Genomic DNA, 14,655 nt, shown 5'->3' with positions numbered 1-14,655 from the left:
CAGGGGAAAGACCGTGGCCGATATCGTCGGATTGCTTTTGCCGTTTTTCGGCCTGATCTTCATCGGTTACGGCGCGGCGCGCATCACGAAACAGCCCGTTGAGGCGATGGGCTGGCTGAATACATTCATCATCTATGCCGCGCTTCCGGCGCTGTTTTTCAAGCTGGTGTCGAAAACGCCGGTGGAAGAGCTGGCGCGCATGGATTTCGTTGCCGCCAGCCTTGCCTGCACTTACGGCATTTTCTTGGCTGTATTCCTGATCGGCCGGTTCGTGCGAAAGAACAGCCTCGCCGAAACCACCATCCAGAGTTTCGCGGCGAGCTATGGCAATATCGGCTATATGGGGCCGGGCCTTGCGCTGCTGGCGCTCGGCGAAAAGGCGGCGGTGCCGGTGGCGCTGATCGTCTGTCTGGAAAACGCCGCCCATTTCATCGTCGCGCCGGCGATGATGGCGGTTGCGGGCGGTGACAAGCGCTCCCCGGCGAAGCTTGCACTGGATGTGGCGCGCAAGGTCATTACCCATCCCTTCATCGTGTCGGTGATAGCAGGCTTCCTCGCTGCCTCGCTGTCATGGCAGCCGCCGGAGGCGGTGCAGCGACTGGTGGATTATCTGGCGCAATCCGCAGCGCCGTGCGCGCTGTTTGCCATGGGCGTGACGCTGGCGCTTCGCCCGATGAAACGGGTGCCGGTGGAAATCAGCTATATCGTGCCGGCCAAGCTGATCCTGCATCCGCTCGCGGCTTATTTTGTGCTCTCGTCGCTCGGGCGTTTCGAGCCGGTGTGGATCTATTCCGCCGTGCTGCTGGCAGCGCTGCCGACCGCGACGAATGTCTTCGTCATCGGCCAGCAATATCATGTCTGGCAGGAAAGGGCGTCGGCGACGATTCTCATCTCGACGGTGCTGTCGGTCCTCACGCTGACAGGCGTGGTCTATTTCATCCAGCCTTTTTGAAGCTGCCGAACAGCAGCGAGGGCAGGGCCTTCAGCCCGCGGCCGGGCTCGATGCCTTCGCGCATGACCATGCTTCTGAGCGTGCCGATGCCGGAGAGGACATGCAGGCCCGCCGCGCGCGCCACCTGCACTGGCAGAAGATCGGAAAGCAGTGAGCGATTCAGGAGATCGACGCTGAGGGTGCGGCTGTAGACATCCGCACGCCGCCTGCGGTCAAAGCTGCTGCCGGCGTCAGCGGCAATGGGGCGGTCGGAGACGGCACCGAGCAGTTCCGTCAGCGAAATGATGTCGCGCAGGCTGAGGTTCAAACCCTGCGCGCCGATGGGCGGAAAACCGTGCGCGGCCTCACCGATCAGGGCGACACGGCCCTTGCCGAAGCGGTGCGCCGTCATGGAAGAAAGCGGCCATGCCTGCACGCTGTCCTCCACGGTAACAGCGCCCAGCATGGATTGCATACGCTCCTCGATCCGCAGGTTGAGCGCCTCCAGCGGCAATGCCGTCAGTTCCTCCGCCTGTTGCGGGGTAACGACCCAGACGAGGCTGGAGCGGTTGCCGGGCAGGGGAACCTGGGTGAAAGGACCGGTGGGGGTGTGGAATTCCGTCGAGACATTGCCATGCGACCGGCTATGGCCGAAGTTCAAAACAATGGCCGTCTGCGGATAGGACCACGATTTGACGCCGATGCCGGCCGCATCCCGCACCATCGACTTCCTGCCATCCGCGCCGATGAGGAAATCCGCAGAGAGCGTTTCGCCGTCTGCAAGCGTCACGGAGACGCGGTCGTTGCCGATGTCGATCGTCTCGGCGGTGGTGTCGAGGCGGGTAATATTGTGTTCCTGCTCGACCGCTTCGCTGAGAACGCCGAGCAGCGCCTCATTGGGAATATTCCAGCCGAAGGCATCCAGCCCGATTTCGGAAGAGCGGAACTGCACGGTCGGCGCGCGCAGCAGGCGATCGGTGCCGTCAATGATCTGCATGGTGGAAAGGCGTGCGGCCGCAGGGGCGATGCGAGACCAGAGGCCGAGGCGGTCCATGAAACGGATGGACTGGTCCATCAGCGCCGTGGTGCGCTGGTCCTTCCTGTCGCTGGAAGGTGCAATGAGCGCCACGTGACGGCCGGCCCGCGCCAGCGCGATGGCCGCGATCTGGCCCGCAAGTCCCGCACCTGTTATGGCGATATCGAAGTGTCTCATGGTCCTGATCCGTTGTTATTTCCAGAACATCATAGTGTCTTTGCGCGGGCAAATCCACTTCGGGGCCGGAACATTCAGTCACGAAGATTCGTTGGTTGTGCCACTATATTAGTCTTAGGATAAGCGGATTGAGCCGGTTGCAAAGCGTGGTGAATGGCCGCATACCGGAATGAACAGGGCGGATGAAAAGCGGGGCGCAGACGCTGACCATGAAAATTTTCAACTACAAGCGTGTTCCCTACGCGGAAATCCGCGCCTTTTCCGTCCATATGCTTACGGCTTCCGGTTCGTTTCTGGCCTTTCTCGGCGTCGTCGCCGCCGCCGAACACCGTTTTGTCGACATGTTCTGGTGGCTGGGGCTTGCGCTTCTGGTGGATGGTATCGACGGACCCATTGCCCGCAAGGTGCGGGTGAAGGAAGTTCTGCCCAACTGGTCGGGCGATACGCTCGACAATATCATCGACTACGTGACCTATGTGCTTTTGCCCGCCTTTGCGCTTTACCAGAGCGGCATGATCGGCGAGCCGCTATCCTTCGTGGCGGCGGGCATGATCGTGGTATCGAGCGCCATCTATTACGCCGATATGGGCATGAAGACGGATGAATATTTCTTCTCCGGCTTTCCGGTCGTGTGGAACATGGTGGTGTTCACGCTCTTCGTCATGGATGCCAGCGCCACCACGGCCATGACCGTGGTTACCGTCTCGGTGTTCCTCACGTTCCTGCCGATCAATTTTCTGCATCCGGTGCGGGTGAAGCGCCTGCGGCCGCTCAATCTGGCCGTCGTTTTCGTCTGGTGCGCGCTTGGCGGTTATGCGCTGCTGATGCATTTCGAAACGCCGACATGGGCTGTGGTCGCATTCGTGGCGAGCGGCATCTATCTCTATTGCATCGGTGGAATATTGCAGTTTTTTCCGTCGCTGGGCGCAAAGTAAGGAAAATCTAAAGCCGTTTATTGCTTGTGCAAATTGCATTTAAGCAGCTTCTTTTTCAGTTGTGCGCAGCAGCAAAACAGTTATCAATACATCATGGTCGCGCAGCATTGCATACGCATTGCCCCGTGATTGGGAACAATAACCGCAGCTGTCGAAGTGCTTCAAAGAAAGCATGAGCTGCCGGTGAGAGAGGGACCAGTGACTGGAAATTTGGCGCCGGAGGCCGTGCCTCTCCTGTCTGTTCGCAAGCTGACAAAGCTGTTCGGCAATTTCGCCGCCTGCAACGGCATCGACCTCGATATAGCGCCGGGCGAAATCCATGCGCTTCTGGGTGAAAACGGCGCCGGCAAGTCCACGCTCGTGAAGATGCTGTTCGGCGTTCTTTCGCCGACCGAGGGCGACATTATCTGGCAGGGCCGGCCGGTTTCCGTGGGCTCGCCAAGCGAGGCCCGAAGCCTCGGTATCGGCATGGTTTTCCAGCATTTTTCCCTGTTCGAGGCGCTGACGGTCGCTGAAAATATCGCCCTGTCTCTGGACCCGAAAATTTCACTGAAGGAAATCGCTAGGGAAGCGGAAACGCTGTCGCGCGCCTATGGCCTGCCGCTCGACCCTTATGCGCATGTGGCCGATCTTTCGGTCGGTGAGCGCCAGCGTATCGAGATCGTGCGCGCGCTGTTGCAGAACCCGCGCCTTATCATTCTCGACGAGCCGACCTCGGTGCTGACGCCGCAGGAGGCCGACAAGCTGTTCGAAACGCTGGCGAAGCTGAAGGCCGAAGGCCGTTCGGTGCTTTATATCAGCCACCGTCTGGAAGAGGTGCAGCGCATCTGCGACCGGGCCACCGTTCTGCGTCATGGCAAGGTGACGGGCGCCTGCGATCCGCGCAGGGAAACGCCTGCATCTCTGGCGCGTATGATGGTCGGCAGCGATGTCGCGAGCGTTTCGCGGCCGACGGGAGCCGCGCTCGGGCAACCGCAGATCGAGGTCATGGGGCTTTCGGTTGCGCCACGCACGCCTTTTGCCGTGGCGCTGAAATCGATTTCGATGAATGTACGCGCCGGTGAGGTGCTGGCGATTGCCGGTGTGGCCGGAAACGGCCAGGGCGAGCTGTTCGATGCGCTTTCGGGCGAATATCCGGTCTATAATAATGATGCGATCCATCTGCGCGGCAAGCCGGTCGGCCGCATCGGCATCAATGGCCGCCGGCTGATGGGCGCGGGTTTTGTGCCGGAAGAGCGCCATGGCCACGCCGCCGTTCCCGGCATGAGCCTTTCCGACAATCTGTTGCTGGCGCGGGCGCGTTCTGATCGGAAGGCGTTTCTGACCGGCGGTTTCCTGCGCATCATCCGTGGCTCGACTATCAAGGCGGCGGCGCGGCGCATCTCGGAAACCATGGATGTGCGCAAAAGCGGGGCCGATCCGCTGGCGGGGTCGCTGTCGGGCGGCAATCTGCAGAAATTCATCGTCGGGCGTGAACTTGACCGCCAGCCCGCCGTGCTGGTGGTCAACCAGCCGACCTGGGGTGTGGATGCGGGTGCGGCGAGCCGAATTCGCCAGGCGCTTGTCGATCTCGCCAAGGCGGGCTCGGCGGTCATCGTCATCAGTCAGGATCTCGATGAAATCTTCGAGGTCGCCACCAATATCGCTGTCATTTCCGACGGGAAGCTGTCAGAGACCCATCCCGTGGAAGACATGACGCTTGAAAAGATCGGCCTGCTGATGGGCGGCATCCACACACATTCGGGAGCCGCCCAGCATGCGCATTGAGCTTGAAAAACGGGCAGGGGTCTCAAAGCTATTCACTCTTCTTTCGCCGCTTCTGGCGCTGGTGCTGACGCTGCTTGTCGGCGCTGTCATGTTCGCCATGCTCGGCAAGAACCCGCTGGACGCGCTTTATGCGTTTTTCGTCGAGCCGCTTCTGGAGGTCTGGTCGCTGCATGAGCTGGCGATCAAGGCCGCGCCACTGATCCTGATCGGCGTCGGCCTGTCGATCTGTTATCGCTCCAATAACTGGAACATCGGCGCGGAAGGGCAATTCACCATCGGCGCGATCACCGGCTCCATCCTGCCGGTGCTTTATCCCGACTGGCATTCGCCGCTCATCCTGCCGCTGATGATGGTGATGGGCGCCATCGGCGGCGCGCTTTATGCCGGTATTCCGGCGTTGTTGAAGACGAAGTTCAACACCAATGAAATCCTCGTCAGCCTGATGCTTGTCTATGTCGCGCAGCTGTTTCTCGACTGGTTGACGCGCGGCATCTGGCGTGATCCGGGCGGCTATAATTTCCCGCAGACCAAGCCCTTCAACGACAGCGCCGTTCTGCCGGAAATGCTGGCATCTGGCCGGGCGCATTGGGGTTTCGTTTTCGCCATCGTTGCGGCCATCGCGCTGTGGTTCATGATGCGCTACATGCTGAAAGGCTTCGAGGTTACCGTGCTCGGGCAGTCGGCGCGGGCAGGGCGTTTTGCCGGTTTTTCCTCAAGCCGCATGGTGTGGTTTTCGCTGCTGCTCTCCGGTGCGCTGGCAGGGCTTGCGGGCATATCGGAAGCGTCCGGTTCCATTGGCCATCTCCAGCCCAGCATTTCGCCGGGTTACGGCTTCACGGCCATCATCGTCGCCTTTCTCGGCCGTCTTAACCCTCTCGGCATCATCCTTTCCGGGCTGGTGCTGGCGCTGACCTATCTGGGCGGCGAGGCGGCGCAGCTTTCGATTGGCGTCTCGGACAAGGTGACACGCGTGTTTCAGGGGCTGATGCTGTTCTTCGTGCTCTCCTGCGACACGCTGATCTTCTATCGCATCAGGGTCGTCTTCACCGGCAAGGCGCATCACAAAGAAGGAGCGGCATGATGGATATGCTTCAGGCCATTCTTCTCACCGTCATTACCGCCGCGACGCCGCTCGTGCTTGCCGCCTCCGGCGAGCTCGTGGCGGAGCGCTCCGGCGTCCTCAATCTCGGTGTCGAGGGCATGATGATCATGGGTGCGGTCTGCGCTTTTGCGACCGCCCATATGACGGGGTCTCCCTATCTCGGCATTCTGGCCGGCATCGCTTCCGGCGCGGTTTTTTCGCTGCTTTTCGGCTTCCTGACACTGACACTGGTGACCAACCAGGTGGCGACGGGCCTTGCGCTTACCATTCTCGGTCTTGGTGTTTCCGGCATGCTGGGTGAAAGCTTCGTCGGCCTGCCGGGTGTCAAGCTGCAGCCCATCGTCTTTCCGGTTCTGTCCGAGATTCCCTTCTTCGGCCCCTTGCTGTTCCGGCAGGACCTGATCTTCTACATGTCCATCGCGCTCGTTGCCGGCATCAGCTGGTTTCTGTTCAAAAGCCGCACTGGTCTCAAGATTCGGGCGATCGGCGACAATCACGGTTCCGCCCATGCGCTCGGCATCAATGTCATCCGCACGCGGTATCTGGCTGTCATGTTCGGTGGCGCCTGCGCGGGTCTCGCCGGCGCGCAGCTCTCGCTTGTCTACACACCGCAATGGGTGGAGAACATGTCGGCCGGGCGCGGCTGGATTGCGCTGGCGCTCGTCGTCTTCGCCTCCTGGCGTCCCTGGCGCCTGCTGGCGGGCGGCTATCTGTTCGGCGCCGTCACGATCGGGCAATTGCACGCGCAGGCCTTCGGCATCGGCGTGCCGTCGCAACTGCTTTCGGCACTACCTTACCTTGCAACTATTGTCGTGCTCGTCATCATCTCGCATAATCGCCGCACGACCTTGATCAACACGCCGGCATCGCTGGGCAAATCCTTCGTGCCGGACAGGTGAAGAAGTCTCAAGTCTCCAAACCAACAGGGGTAAAAATGAAAAAACTGGTCATCGCACTCGCCGCTTCCGTTGCGGCTCTCGGCGGCGTCGTTTCCTCGGCGGAAGCCGCCGACGCCAAGAAGGTCTGCTTCATCTATGTCGGTTCAAAGACCGATGGCGGCTGGACGCAGGCGCATGATATCGGCCGCCAGGAACTGCAGGCGCATTTCGGCGACAAGATCGAGACGCCTTTCCTTGAAAGCGTTCCAGAAGGCCCGGATGCCGAACGCGCCATCGAGCGCATGGCCCGCTCGGGCTGCGAGCTGGTCTATACCACATCCTTCGGCTTCATGGATGCGACCGTGAAAGTCGCCCAGAAGTTCCCCAAGGTGAAGTTCGAGCACGCCACCGGTTTCAAGACCGCCGAAAACGTCGCGACATACAATTCGCGCTTCTATGAAGGCCGTTACATTCAGGGCCAGATCGCCGCAAAGATGTCCAAGAAGGGTCTTGCCGGCTACATCGCTTCCTTCCCGATCCCGGAAGTGGTGATGGGCATCGACGCCTTCGTGCTCGGTGCGCAGTCGGTCAATCCGGAGTTCAAGGTCAAGGTCGTCTGGGCCAATACCTGGTTCGACCCCGGCAAGGAAGCCGATGCCGCCAAGGCGCTGATCGACCAGGGCGTCGACATTCTGACGCAGCACACCGACACCACCGCGCCGATGCAGGTTGCGGCCGAACGCGGCATCAAGGCCTTCGGTCAGGCTTCCGACATGATCGCGGCCGGCCCGCAGACGCAGCTGACCGCCATCAAGGACACCTGGGGCGCCTATTACATCAAGCGCACGCAGGCTCTTCTCGATGGTACCTGGAAGTCCGAATCCGTCTGGGACGGCCTGAAGGATGGCATCCTGACCATGGCGCCCTACACCAACATGCCGGATGACGTGAAGAAGATGGCCGAGGATACCGAAGCCAAGATCAAGTCGGGCGAGCTGCATCCCTTCACCGGCCCGGTGAAGAAGCAGGACGGTTCGGAATGGCTGAAGGCCGGTGAAAAGGCCGAGGACGGCGTGCTGCTCGGCCTCAACTTCTACGTTGCCGGCGTGGACGACAAGCTGCCGCAGTAACGGGACTTTCCATTCCCGCCGATAACAGGCCGCACATGAAATTCATGTGCGGCCTTTGTTATTTTCATGTGTTTTACGTTGCAGATGAAGTTTGCCTTTGCTTTTCAGACAACTTGATGTTTTTCACTATATTGTGACTTTGGATATACACGTCTGGCGCGATTTTTGAGATCGCCAACCGAACGGAAGGACATGACATTTGCAGCGCGGAATGCTCGATGCGGCGATCGGTTTTCGAAAGTTGCGGACAAATCATGCACAGGTCGTTCACAAGCTAGGCCTTGATATCGTGTCCGGCACCTTCAAGACGGGTGATATTCTGCCCGGCGACGCCGAGCTTATGGAGCGGCTGAAAGTATCCCGCACGGTTCTGCGCGAAGCGATGAAGACGCTGACGGCCAAGGGCATGATTTCTCCCAAGGCCCGTATTGGCACCCGGGTGACGGAACGCGAAAACTGGAACATGTTCGACAGCGAAGTGCTGCTCTGGCATTTCGAGGCGGGTGTCAGCGACGAATTCCTTTTGCACCTCTACGATATCCGCCTCGCTTTCGAACCCTATGGTGCGGGGCTTGCCGCTATCAGGGCAAAAGACGGCGATATTGCAAAGCTCGTCGCTTACGCCAATGAGATGGGCAACACGGCCTATTCCAAGGAAAAGCGGGCGCTTGCGGATATGAATTTCCATGTCCTGATTACCGAAATGTCCGGCAACCCGTTCATGCGCACGGTCGGTTCGCTGATAAAGGCGGCCCTCGCGGGTATTTTCCGGATGAGCAATCCGGAAGCTGATCCCAACGAGATTTCCGACGTGTCCGCCTCCCATCTGAGGCTCGTGGAAGCGTTTCGCCTGCACGATGAGGCCGCGGCCCGCCGCGAGATGGAAAGGCTGATTGAGAACGGCCGTCAGCAGATACTCGAATTCACGGCCCGCAATTCCCGAAAATAGATCATGCCAGGCAGTCGCCGATCACGTTTGATGAAAATCGGCGTGGAAATTTGGTGGAGATTTGCATGGTTTCTTAAGTGGGGCGCCGTTATAGCAGTGCCGGAAAGAAATCACCGATGCGCCCGTCCGTTAAACCGGTCGGCGTCAAGTCAAACATTGCCACTGTTGCGGCCGTCCTGTGGCCGGTGACAGGGTGTTGGAGGTCTTATGGAGCGCAGCTCTCTAGCCGTTATTCTCGCAGCGGGCGACAGCACGCGCATGAAGTCGTCGAAATCCAAGGTGCTTCATCCGGTCGCGGGACGCCCGATGATCGGGCATGTGGTGGAGGCGGTGGCTGGAGCGGGTGTCGGCGCGGTGGCGCTGGTGGTCGGGCGCGATGCCGACAATGTCGCTGCCGCCGCAAGCATGCAGGGCCTTCAGGTCGAAGCTTTCCTGCAAACGGAACGCAAGGGCACCGGCCATGCGGTTCTTGCCGCCCGCCAGGCCATCGAACGTGGTTTCGACGATCTCATTGTTGCCTATGGCGATGTGCCGCTCATCACGTCTGCAACGCTCGACCGGGCGCGTGAGGCGATTGCCGCCGGCGCCGATGTCGCCGTCATCGGTTTCCATACCGATCGCCCAACCGGTTACGGCCGGCTTCTCGTAAAGGATGGTGAGCTTGTTGCTATCCGTGAGGAGAAGGATGCGACCGATGCGGAGCGTAAAGTCACCTGGTGCAATAGTGGCCTGATGGCCATCAACGGTCGCAACGCGCTGGACCTGCTCGACCGGATCGGCAACAGTAATGTGAAGGGCGAATATTATCTGACCGATGTGGTCGAAATCGCCCGTTCCCTCGGCCGCCGCGCTGTCGCCATCGACGCGCCGGAAGCCGAGCTGGTCGGCTGTAACAACCGCGCCGAACTGGCCTTTATCGAGAAGCTCTGGCAGGAACGTCGCCGCCACGAATTGATGGTGGACGGTGTTTCGATGATTGCGCCGGAGACCGTGTTTCTCTCCTATGACACGAAGATCGGTCAGGACGTTTTGATCGAACCGAATGTCGTCATCGGTCCCGGCGTCACCATCGAGCCGGGTGCCGTCATCCATGCGTTTTCACATCTGGAAGGGGCTTATGTCGCCGAGGGTGCGACAGTCGGTCCCTATGCGCGATTGCGCCCGGGCGCCAATCTGCACGCCAATGCCAAGGTCGGCAATTTCTGCGAAGTGAAGAAAGCGGAGATCGGCGCGGGCGCCAAGGTCAACCATCTGACCTATATCGGCGATGCCTTCATCGGCGCGGGCAGCAATATCGGTGCGGGCACCATCACCTGCAATTACGACGGCTACAACAAGGCAGAAACGCGGATCGGTGCCAATAGCTTCATCGGTTCGAACTCGTCGCTGGTCGCTCCTGTCACCATTGGAGAGGGAGCCTATATCGCCTCCGGCAGCGTGATTACCGATGACGTGCCTGATGATGCGCTAGCCTTCGGGCGCGCGCGGCAGGAGATGAAGCCGGGCCGGGCGACCGTTGTGCGCGAGCGGGCAAAAGCGCTGAAGGAAGCGAAGAAAAAGTCCTCTTGAAAGACGTTACCGAGCGATACCGAAAGTGACCGGCGGCGTAATTGCCGATTTCAGGGAAACGGTTAAAGCATTTCCAGTAAAAGTGTGCAGCGGTTTACGTCCGGAAATGCGTCAGAACAAAAAGGTGGAGTATTTTTGCATTTCAGTGAAATGCGAAAATACTCTGGAAGTTTCGGCGAAGAGATCGCCGTCTGGAGAAATATATGTGCGGAATTGTCGGAATTGTCGGAACCCAGCCCGTTGCTGAACGGCTTGTCGATGCGCTGAAGCGTCTCGAATATCGCGGTTACGATTCGGCTGGTGTCGCCACCATCGACAATGGCGCGATGGACCGCCGCCGGGCGGAAGGAAAGCTGTTCAATCTGGAGAAAAGGCTTTCGGAAGAGCCGCTGCCGGGCGTGGTCGGCATCGCTCACACCCGCTGGGCAACCCATGGCGTTCCGAACGAAACCAACGCCCATCCGCATTTTGTCGACGGCGTGGCCGTCGTTCATAACGGCATCATCGAAAACTTCTCCGAGCTGCGCGAGGAATTGACTGCCGGCGGCGCAACCTTCACCACCCAGACCGACACCGAAGTGGTGGCGCAGCTTCTGGCGAAATATACCCGCGAGGGCCTCGGCCATCGCGAGGCGATGTTGAAGATGCTGAACCGCGTCACCGGCGCCTATGCGCTGGTCGTCATGTTCAAGGATGATCCCGGCACGCTGCTTTCGGCGCGCTCCGGCCCGCCGCTTGCCGTCGGTTACGGTCGGGGGGAAATGTTCCTCGGCTCCGATGCCATCGCGCTGTCGCCCTTTACCAATGAGATCACCTATCTGGTGGATGGCGATTGCGCCATCGTGACCCGTCAAGGTGCGGAAATCATCGATTTCTCCGGCAAACCGGTGAAGCGCGAGCGTCAGATTTCGCAGGCGACGGCCTATGTGGTCGACAAGGGCAACCACCGCCACTTCATGGAAAAGGAAATATACGAGCAGCCGGAAGTCATTTCCCATGCGCTCAGCCATTATGTGGATTTCGCTTCCAAGACCGTGAAGCAGGCCGATACCGCAATCGATTTCGCCAAGCTTTCCGGTCTTGCCATTTCCGCCTGCGGCACAGCCTATCTGTCGGGCCTGATCGGCAAATACTGGTTCGAGCGTTATGCCCGTCTGCCGGTGGAAATCGATGTCGCCTCGGAATTCCGTTACCGCGAAATGCCGCTTCAGCCGTCTCAGGCGGCGCTTTTCATTTCGCAATCCGGCGAGACGGCCGATACGCTGGCGTCGCTGCGTTATTGCAAGGAAAACGGTCTCAAGATCGGCGCTATCGTCAATGTTCGGGAATCGACCATTGCCCGCGAATCCGACGCCATCTTCCCAATTCTTGCCGGCCCTGAAATCGGCGTCGCTTCCACCAAGGCGTTCACCTGCCAGCTGGCTGTTCTTGCTTCGCTGGCGATCGCCGCCGGCAAGGCGCGCGGTACGCTGAAACCCGGCCAGGAAAAGGAACTGGTGCAGCATCTGATCGAGATGCCGCGCATCATGAGCAAGGTTCTGAACATCATCCAGCCGCAGATCGAAGCGCTGTCGCGCGATCTGTCACGTTTCAAGGATGTGCTTTATCTCGGCCGTGGCACCAGCTTCCCGCTGGCGCTGGAAGGCGCACTGAAGCTCAAGGAAATCTCCTATATCCACGCCGAGGGTTATGCCGCCGGCGAGCTGAAGCATGGCCCGATTGCGCTGATCGACGAGAACATGCCTGTTATCGTCATCGCACCGCATGACCGCTTCTTCGAAAAGACCGTTTCGAACATGCAGGAGGTCGCCGCGCGCGGCGGCCGCATCATCTTCATCACCGATGAGAAGGGGGCTGCGGCTTCCAAGCTCGATACAATGGCGACGATCACGCTGCCGACAGTTGACGAACTGATTGCGCCGATGGTGTTTTCGCTGCCGATCCAGCTACTCGCCTATCACACCGCCGTCTTCATGGGCACGGATGTGGACCAGCCGCGCAATCTGGCGAAATCGGTGACCGTTGAATGATCATCAGGCCGGAGCGGCAGGGCGATGAAGAGGCGATAGGAGCGCTGACGGAAGCGGCGTTCCGGGATATGCCGTTTAGCGACCAGACCGAACACCTGATCGTCGGCAGGCTGCGCAATGCGGATGCGCTCACCATTTCTCTGGTGGCGGAGGATGGCGGGCAGATCGTCGGCCATGTCGCTTTTTCGCCGGTCACCGTCTCGGATTCGGAAGGCCGCTGGTTTGCTCTCGGCCCGATTTCGGTCTCTCCGGAGAGGCAAGGTCAGGGCATTGGGTCGCGCCTCGTGCATGAGGGACTTTCAATGCTGGATCGGCTCGAAGCGGCCGGATGCATTCTGGCGGGCAGTCCTGCCTATTACGGCCGATTTGGATTTGAGCGTTTCGACGGCCTGCACAGCAAAGGCATTCCTGACAAATATTTGTTGGCCCTGCGCTTGCATGGTGGAACTCCATCCGGCATTGTCGGTTTTCATCCGGGTTTCGATAGCGTCAACGCTTAATTCCGAACGGTAAATGACCGATATTCCAGTAAAAATTTCATTCGCAGCCCGCCTGCGCAATAGTTTCCTCACGGGCGTTCTGATCCTCGCGCCCGTCACCATCACCATGTGGCTGGTGTGGAGTTTCCTGCAATGGGCGGATAGCTGGGTGAAGCCCTATATTCCCGCCCGTTACGATCCCGAACAATATTTCGATGTGGCTATTCCCGGTTTCGGCCTGCTGATCGCCGTCGTCGGCATCACCCTCATCGGCTTTCTCGGCAATAACCTCATCGGCAAATGGATTTTCGGCGTCGGCGAATCCATCCTCAACCGCATGCCGCTGGTGCGGCCGATCTACAAGAGCATCAAGCAGCTGTTCGAATCCGTCCTGAAGGAGCATTCGAACTCCTTCAAGAAGGTCGGCCTGATCGAGTTTCCGTCATCCGGCACTTGGGCGATGGTCTTCGTCGCCTCCGAGGCCAAAGGCGAGCTTGCCCATCGTTTCAATGAAATGGGCCAGCAGATGGTCGCCGTCTTCCTGCCGCCGACACCGGTGCCGACAGCCGGTTTTCTGCTGTTCGTGCCGAAAGACAAGATCGTGATGCTGGATATGACGCCGGAAGATGCGGCAAAGCTCTTGATATCCGGCGGTCTGGTGGCCCCGGATTTCACGCCGCCGAAGATGATTGCGCCGGTTTGACGGTTAGAGAACGCCGAGGATGTCCGTCTGCGAAAAGTCGTTGCCGACATAAAGCAAAGGGCAACCCTCGGTTTTCGCCAGTTCGTAGGCAAAACAGTCGCCGAAATTCAGTCCGGCACGATGGATGCCCTTGCCCCAGATGCGGTAAGCTTCGGAAACGCCATGTGCCGATTTGGGGGTAACGGGTTTGATTTCGGCGCTCAGACCTTCGATCAGCATCTCCAGTTCCCGGCTGCGGTCGCGCCGCTGCGCCACGATCATGGCCTCCGCAAGCGTCCCCGCGGAAATGAGTAGAGGCTCATCCGTTTCGAGCGCTGCGGCGCAGGCATCCGCTTTGGGTTCATCGAGCAGGATCGCCATCAGAGCCGACGTATCGATGACGATCATTTCGGAAGGCCATGCTCGTCATAGAGAAAATCCTGACTATGCGCGGCATCCGGGCCATCATTGGCTTTGTTGGCGACAGTCGCGCGCACTTTTGCGAGCGCGGCCCTGCGGGATGTTTTATCCGCCACGGCAGTGACCGGAACCAGCCGCACGGCGGCGTGGCCATGACGGGTGAGAATGACCTCATCACCGGCTTCGGCGCGGCGCACCAGTTCGGTAAGCTGACTTTTTGCATCCGTCACGGATATCTGCACGGCTAACCTCGGGCGTTAAGAGTTAGCATTAGATTAGTCCATTCAATGGACTATATCAATCCTCGTCGTCCAGATCATCCACTTCTGTGCCGGCGCTCGTGGCGTGGAATACGGGAACGAAAAGCCGCATATAGACCAGCCTCACGCTCCAGCCTTCTTCCAGCGCCTGGCTCCACGCCTTCTTGCGGCCGGGTTTCTTGAACGCCTTGCCGATTGCCTTTTTCGCGCTCTTCGCAAATGTCTCGGGTTGCAGGATATTTTGCGGCGAACACAGCGCATAACCTTTGCGGAAGGCGGGTGGCGGGCGGCGTGGGTCGATCATGTTCAT

Annotated in this window: 15 protein-coding genes; 11 read left to right on the top strand and 4 right to left on the bottom strand. The window is 59.6% G+C overall.

Annotation, left to right across the window (positions count from 1 at the left end; genetic code table 11):
- Positions 1 to 13 precede the first annotated feature (13 nt).
- On the top strand, positions 14 to 952 hold the full coding sequence (locus AC1ROR_RS06290) for an AEC family transporter (protein ID WP_498588895.1): 939 nt from the start codon (positions 14 to 16) through the stop codon (positions 950 to 952).
- Here AC1ROR_RS06290 and AC1ROR_RS06285 read toward each other — a convergent pair.
- Positions 936 to 2,144, bottom strand: coding sequence for a UbiH/UbiF family hydroxylase (locus AC1ROR_RS06285; protein WP_498588894.1), 1,209 nt, complete (start codon positions 2,142 to 2,144; stop codon positions 936 to 938). The genes AC1ROR_RS06290 and AC1ROR_RS06285 overlap by 17 nt on opposite strands.
- A gap of 209 nt (positions 2,145 to 2,353) precedes the next feature.
- On the opposite strand from AC1ROR_RS06285, the gene pcsA reads away from it, so the two are divergent.
- The 10 genes from pcsA to AC1ROR_RS06235 all read left to right on the top strand — a co-directional run bounded on the left by pcsA (position 2,354) and on the right by AC1ROR_RS06235 (position 13,686).
- Positions 2,354 to 3,079, top strand: a complete 726-nt coding sequence (gene pcsA / locus AC1ROR_RS06280; protein ID WP_035222923.1) for a phosphatidylcholine synthase — start codon at positions 2,354 to 2,356, stop codon at positions 3,077 to 3,079.
- Between the two features lie 210 nt (positions 3,080 to 3,289).
- A complete protein-coding gene (locus AC1ROR_RS06275; RefSeq protein WP_164056569.1) occupies positions 3,290 to 4,846 on the top strand; it encodes an ABC transporter ATP-binding protein in 1,557 nt (518 codons plus the stop codon).
- Positions 4,836 to 5,927 (top strand): ABC transporter permease, encoded by a 1,092-nt coding sequence (locus AC1ROR_RS06270; protein ID WP_035222929.1) that lies wholly within the window; start codon positions 4,836 to 4,838, stop codon positions 5,925 to 5,927. Before AC1ROR_RS06275 ends, AC1ROR_RS06270 begins: the two co-directional genes overlap by 11 nt.
- On the top strand, positions 5,927 to 6,847 hold the full coding sequence (locus tag AC1ROR_RS06265) for an ABC transporter permease (RefSeq protein WP_035222932.1): 921 nt from the start codon (positions 5,927 to 5,929) through the stop codon (positions 6,845 to 6,847). Before AC1ROR_RS06270 ends, AC1ROR_RS06265 begins: the two co-directional genes overlap by 1 nt.
- 35 nt (positions 6,848 to 6,882) lie before the next feature.
- Complete coding sequence (locus AC1ROR_RS06260) at positions 6,883 to 7,956, top strand: BMP family ABC transporter substrate-binding protein (RefSeq protein WP_142172666.1); 1,074 nt, start codon at positions 6,883 to 6,885, stop codon at positions 7,954 to 7,956.
- 211 nt (positions 7,957 to 8,167) lie between these two features.
- The gene (locus AC1ROR_RS06255) at positions 8,168 to 8,905 is read left to right on the top strand and encodes a FadR/GntR family transcriptional regulator (protein ID WP_498589182.1); all 738 of its coding nucleotides are present in this window, start codon (positions 8,168 to 8,170) and stop codon (positions 8,903 to 8,905) included.
- Between the two features lie 207 nt (positions 8,906 to 9,112).
- The gene (gene glmU / locus AC1ROR_RS06250) at positions 9,113 to 10,474 is read left to right on the top strand and encodes a bifunctional UDP-N-acetylglucosamine diphosphorylase/glucosamine-1-phosphate N-acetyltransferase GlmU (protein WP_498588893.1); all 1,362 of its coding nucleotides are present in this window, start codon (positions 9,113 to 9,115) and stop codon (positions 10,472 to 10,474) included.
- 203 nt (positions 10,475 to 10,677) lie between these two features.
- Positions 10,678 to 12,504, top strand: a complete 1,827-nt coding sequence (glmS, locus tag AC1ROR_RS06245) for a glutamine--fructose-6-phosphate transaminase (isomerizing) (RefSeq protein ID WP_498588892.1) — start codon at positions 10,678 to 10,680, stop codon at positions 12,502 to 12,504.
- The gene (locus tag AC1ROR_RS06240; RefSeq protein WP_498588891.1) at positions 12,501 to 13,004 is read left to right on the top strand and encodes a GNAT family N-acetyltransferase; all 504 of its coding nucleotides are present in this window, start codon (positions 12,501 to 12,503) and stop codon (positions 13,002 to 13,004) included. The genes glmS and AC1ROR_RS06240 overlap by 4 nt, the downstream gene beginning before the upstream one ends.
- 13 nt (positions 13,005 to 13,017) lie before the next feature.
- Entirely contained in the window at positions 13,018 to 13,686 is a 669-nt protein-coding gene (locus AC1ROR_RS06235; protein ID WP_035222947.1) for a DUF502 domain-containing protein, read from the top strand.
- 3 nt (positions 13,687 to 13,689) lie between these two features.
- On the opposite strand, the gene AC1ROR_RS06230 is transcribed toward AC1ROR_RS06235, so the two are convergent.
- The 3 genes from AC1ROR_RS06230 to AC1ROR_RS06220 are packed head-to-tail and all read right to left on the bottom strand — an operon-like array spanning position 13,690 to position 14,655.
- Entirely contained in the window at positions 13,690 to 14,073 is a 384-nt protein-coding gene (locus AC1ROR_RS06230) for a type II toxin-antitoxin system VapC family toxin (protein WP_035222950.1), read from the bottom strand.
- Positions 14,070 to 14,327 carry a type II toxin-antitoxin system Phd/YefM family antitoxin gene (locus AC1ROR_RS06225; protein ID WP_035222953.1) on the bottom strand — a complete coding sequence of 86 codons (258 nt, stop codon included), beginning with the start codon at positions 14,325 to 14,327 and terminating at the stop codon, positions 14,070 to 14,072. Before AC1ROR_RS06225 ends, AC1ROR_RS06230 begins: the two co-directional genes overlap by 4 nt.
- A 55-nt stretch (positions 14,328 to 14,382) precedes the next feature.
- A complete protein-coding gene (locus tag AC1ROR_RS06220; protein ID WP_035222955.1) occupies positions 14,383 to 14,655 on the bottom strand; it encodes a hypothetical protein in 273 nt (90 codons plus the stop codon).

The organism is Agrobacterium sp. GW821-FHT14E08, assembly GCF_058803865.1.
The sequence above is the reverse complement of the archived record's forward strand: the minus strand, read 5'-3'. Positions and strand labels throughout refer to the sequence as shown.

Coding starts and splice junctions, on each gene's coding strand:
- AC1ROR_RS06265 (WP_035222932.1), top strand. CDS start 5,927: ATGGATATGCTTCAGGCCATTCTTCTCACCGTCATTACCGCCGCGACG.
- glmS (WP_498588892.1), top strand. CDS start 10,678: ATGTGCGGAATTGTCGGAATTGTCGGAACCCAGCCCGTTGCTGAACGG.
- pcsA (WP_035222923.1), top strand. CDS start 2,354: ATGAAAATTTTCAACTACAAGCGTGTTCCCTACGCGGAAATCCGCGCC.
- glmU (WP_498588893.1), top strand. CDS start 9,113: ATGGAGCGCAGCTCTCTAGCCGTTATTCTCGCAGCGGGCGACAGCACG.
- AC1ROR_RS06255 (WP_498589182.1), top strand. CDS start 8,168: ATGCTCGATGCGGCGATCGGTTTTCGAAAGTTGCGGACAAATCATGCA.
- AC1ROR_RS06235 (WP_035222947.1), top strand. CDS start 13,018: ATGACCGATATTCCAGTAAAAATTTCATTCGCAGCCCGCCTGCGCAAT.
- AC1ROR_RS06270 (WP_035222929.1), top strand. CDS start 4,836: ATGCGCATTGAGCTTGAAAAACGGGCAGGGGTCTCAAAGCTATTCACT.
- AC1ROR_RS06240 (WP_498588891.1), top strand. CDS start 12,501: ATGATCATCAGGCCGGAGCGGCAGGGCGATGAAGAGGCGATAGGAGCG.
- AC1ROR_RS06260 (WP_142172666.1), top strand. CDS start 6,883: ATGAAAAAACTGGTCATCGCACTCGCCGCTTCCGTTGCGGCTCTCGGC.
- AC1ROR_RS06220 (WP_035222955.1), bottom strand. CDS start 14,655: ATGAACATGATCGACCCACGCCGCCCGCCACCCGCCTTCCGCAAAGGT.
- AC1ROR_RS06285 (WP_498588894.1), bottom strand. CDS start 2,144: ATGAGACACTTCGATATCGCCATAACAGGTGCGGGACTTGCGGGCCAG.
- AC1ROR_RS06230 (WP_035222950.1), bottom strand. CDS start 14,073: ATGATCGTCATCGATACGTCGGCTCTGATGGCGATCCTGCTCGATGAA.